Source organism: Thermodesulfobacteriota bacterium, from assembly GCA_040758155.1.
Lineage (GTDB): Bacteria > Desulfobacterota > Deferrimicrobia > Deferrimicrobiales > Deferrimicrobiaceae > UBA2219.
In genome coordinates, this window is record JBFLWB010000166.1 from 1 (window position 1) to 3402 (window position 3402).

Here is a 3402-nt window from a genome sequence, read left to right on the forward strand (position 1 = left end):
CGCCAGCAGGAGGAGGAACAGCGCGCCCGCGATCAGGATCGTCTCCGGGCTGGCCGAGACCGACTCCCCGGGGAGCCCCGCGAGGAAGCCGTTGACCGTGTCCGAACGCCCGAGGAAGGCGAGCCCGCACAGCGCCAGGACCAGCGCCGGTTCCGCCATGGCGGACACCGAAGCCTCCCGGCTCGATCCCAGCCCGCCGAACGCGCTCCCGGTGTCGAGCCCGGCGAGCGTCTGGAAGAAGCGCGGAAGCGCCATCAGGTAGACGTACAGGATGAAATGCATCGGGAGCAGGACCTCCCGGGAGGAAAGCGGAGTGGCCGCCGCCAGGACGAGAGTGCTCCCGAGGACGAGCGGCGCGGACAGGTCGAACACCCAGGACGCCGTCCGGCTCCGCACGATCCCCCGCCGGAACAGCTTCCGCAGGTCAAGGTACGGCTGCCAGACCGGAGCGCCCCGCCGCAGCGACAGGAACATCTTCGTCTTGCGGATGATCCCCGCGACCAGCGGCGCCAGCGCGACGAAGAGGAGCAGGTCGATCGGCGGATTCACCTTGCGCTCCCCCCCTAACGGAACAGCACCAGCAGGATGACGACGGTGCCGAGGATGTACGCGAGATACACGTGGATGTAGCCGGTGTGCAGGCGGCGCGCGAGGAACGCCAGCCGCAGGAACATCCGGTAGACCGGCAGGTAGAGTCCGTTCTCGAGCAGGTCCCCGATGTGCGTCTCGAAATGCATGCCGAGGAGGAAGCGCCCCGAGAGCCGCTCCTCGCGCACGGAGCGGGGGCGCAGGATCCCGCGGAAGACATGGATGACCGGTTCGGCGAAGGACGACGCCGTGTACTGCATCCGGGGGGTGGCATACGAGAAGCCGCAGGACCAGGTCTCGTACGCGCGCACCCCGTTCCGGCGCAGCAGCGCGCGGCGCAGGAGGACGAGGAGCCCGATGGCGGCGGCGAGCGCGGCGGCGACGGTCAGCGGCCCGCCGATTCCCTCGTGGAGCGGCCGGGCCGGCTCCGCCGCCGGGAACGGAGCCAGCTCCATGAGAAAGTCCATCACGGCCGACGGATGGATCCCGAGCGCGATGCACGTCAGGGCGAGGACGCCCATCGGCAGCGCCATCGGCCACCCCGGGTCGCGCGCCTCCGAGGCCGCCGGGCTGCGCGGGTTGCCGAGGAACACCGTGCCGACGACCTTCACGAAGCAGACGAACGCGAGTCCCCCTATCAGCGCGAGCCCCGCCATGGCGGCGATCAGCAGCCCCGGCTGGACCCCTTCCTTCCCCGCGGCGTCCCACAGCCCCCGGAAGATCGCGAACTCGCTCGCGAAGCCGTTCATCGGGGGAACGGCGGAGATGGCGAGGCTGCCCAGCAGGAACGCCAGCCCCGTCCGCGGCATCCCGCGCATCAGGCCGCCCATCCGCTCGATGTTCTTGGTACGGGTCCCCTGGTACACGGCGCCCGCGCCGAGGAAGAGGAGCCCCTTGAACAGCGCGTGGTTCAGCACGTGGAAGAGGCCGCCGGCCAGCAGCAGGCGCGCCGGCCCCGGGCGGGAGGCGGCCAGGGAAAGGGACGCCGCGCCGACGCCGAGAAGGATGATCCCGATGTTCTCGACGCTGTGGAACGCCAGCAGCCGCTTCAGGTCGTGCTGCGCGATCGCGTAGAGGACGCCGAAGAATCCGGAAAGCAGGGCGAAGGCGATGACGATCGTCCCGAAGGCGGGCGGGGGGGACGGAAGCAGGTAGAAGAGGAACCGGACGATCCCGTATACGCCCATCTTGATCATCACGCCGGACATGACCGCGGAAACGGGGGAGGGCGCCTCCGGGTGGGCGTAGGGGAGCCAGATGTGGAACGGGAACATGCCGGCCTTCGTGCCGAATCCGACCAGCGCGAATCCGAAGACAGCGGCCAGCGCCGACGGGCTGCCGACGGGAACGGCCGCGAAGCCGCGGAAGGAATAGGAGCCGGAGTACCCCGCGAGCAGCAGGAAGGCCAGGAGGATCCCCGCCGTGCCGATATGGGTCGCGATCAGGTAGATCAGACCCGCGCGGCGCGACTCCGCGCGGTCGTGCTCGAAGACGACGAGGAAATAGGACGCCAGCCCCATCCCCTCCCACGCGAGCAGGAAGGTGAGCATGTCCCCGGCCGATACGACAATGGCCATCGACAGCAGGAGGAGATTGAAGAACAGCGGCGCGGCCCGTCCCCGCCGGCGCCCGTCGTATTCGCGCATGTACCCGACGGCGTACACGGAGGAAAGGAACCCGACGAGGAACACGACGGAGAGGAAGAACGCCGACAGCCCGTCGATGCAGAGCTCCGACGCGACCCACGGGACGGGCGACGGCACGGGGATGCGCACCGGTCCCTGCGGGAAGAATCCGCCGAACAGGAAGACGAGGCCGAGGAGCGAGGCGAAGGCGCCGCCTCCGAAGCCCGCGGCCCGGGAGCGCCCCGGATCCGGAATGCAGAGCGCCGCGATCCCCGATGCCAGCCACGCCCCCGAGACGATGTAAAGGGCCGCCGACGGCGTCATCCGGTAGTCTCCGGGATCACCGATTTCTCCAGTCGGGCAAGCTCGGAATGGATTTCTGCGCGGAGGGGAACCGAATGCAGCAGCGCCGAAAGCGACTCCTCCCGCAGGAGCCGGACCAGACGGGACAGCGTCCGGAGATGCTCCTGCAGGCTGTTCAGCAGGAGGAGGAACAGGATCGAGACCTTCTCTCCGTCCACATACCCGAAATCCACCGGGCGCTCGAGGAAAAAGAGGCCGACGCAGGACGGGATCTCCACGCGCGGCGACCGGAGCGGCACGATCGGATGGGGGACGGCGATCCCGTTGCCGATGCCGGTAGAGCAGAGCGATTCCCTCTCCCAGACCGCCTCGAACAGCGCGGGCCGGACGGATGCCGGAACGCAGGGGGTCTGGTTCACGATCTCCCGGAGAACTTCATGGGGGGACTCCCCGCCGATCCGGTAATGGATTCCGCCGGTCTCTACCAGCTCGCGGATCGGAGCGGCGCGAAGCTGCAACGGAGCCGCGGCGGCGCGCGCTCCCGACGGCAGAAGCGCCGCAAGGTTCTCGACGGGGAACCTCCATTGTCCGCCGACGCGGATCCCCTTCAGCTCTCCCCGCCAGAGCATCCGCCGGACCGTCTTCTCGGAGACCCGTAATTCGCGGGCGACTTCCTGGATGGACATCATTGGACAAAATGGTACAGAAGTTACCAAAGCCGGTCAACCTGTCTCTCTCCCGGCGAGACGGGCGGATTAACCCGCATTTCTCACCAGCGTCCGTAGCGAGGCGGTGGAGACGGGCGTGGGCCGCTCCCGGCCATCCCTGGCCTCCGCGGCATACCGCCCTCCTTGGCGGCACTCCAAGGCGTCGCGACCGAGGGCAC

At 69.0% G+C, this 3402-nt stretch carries 3 protein-coding genes; all 3 read right to left on the bottom strand.

Annotated features, from left to right (window positions below; genetic code table 11):
• Nucleotides 1–549: NADH-quinone oxidoreductase subunit H (locus AB1346_11625; GenBank protein MEW6721089.1), on the bottom strand; the 549-nt coding region annotated here is incomplete at its 3' end.
• A gap of 14 nt (nucleotides 550–563) precedes the next feature.
• Nucleotides 564–2537 (bottom strand): proton-conducting transporter membrane subunit, encoded by a 1974-nt coding sequence (locus AB1346_11630; GenBank protein ID MEW6721090.1) that lies wholly within the window; start codon nucleotides 2535–2537, stop codon nucleotides 564–566.
• Complete coding sequence (locus tag AB1346_11635) at nucleotides 2534–3205, bottom strand: PTS sugar transporter subunit IIA (protein MEW6721091.1); 672 nt, start codon at nucleotides 3203–3205, stop codon at nucleotides 2534–2536. Before AB1346_11635 ends, AB1346_11630 begins: the two co-directional genes overlap by 4 nt.
• Nucleotides 3206–3402: the final 197 nt, after the last annotated feature.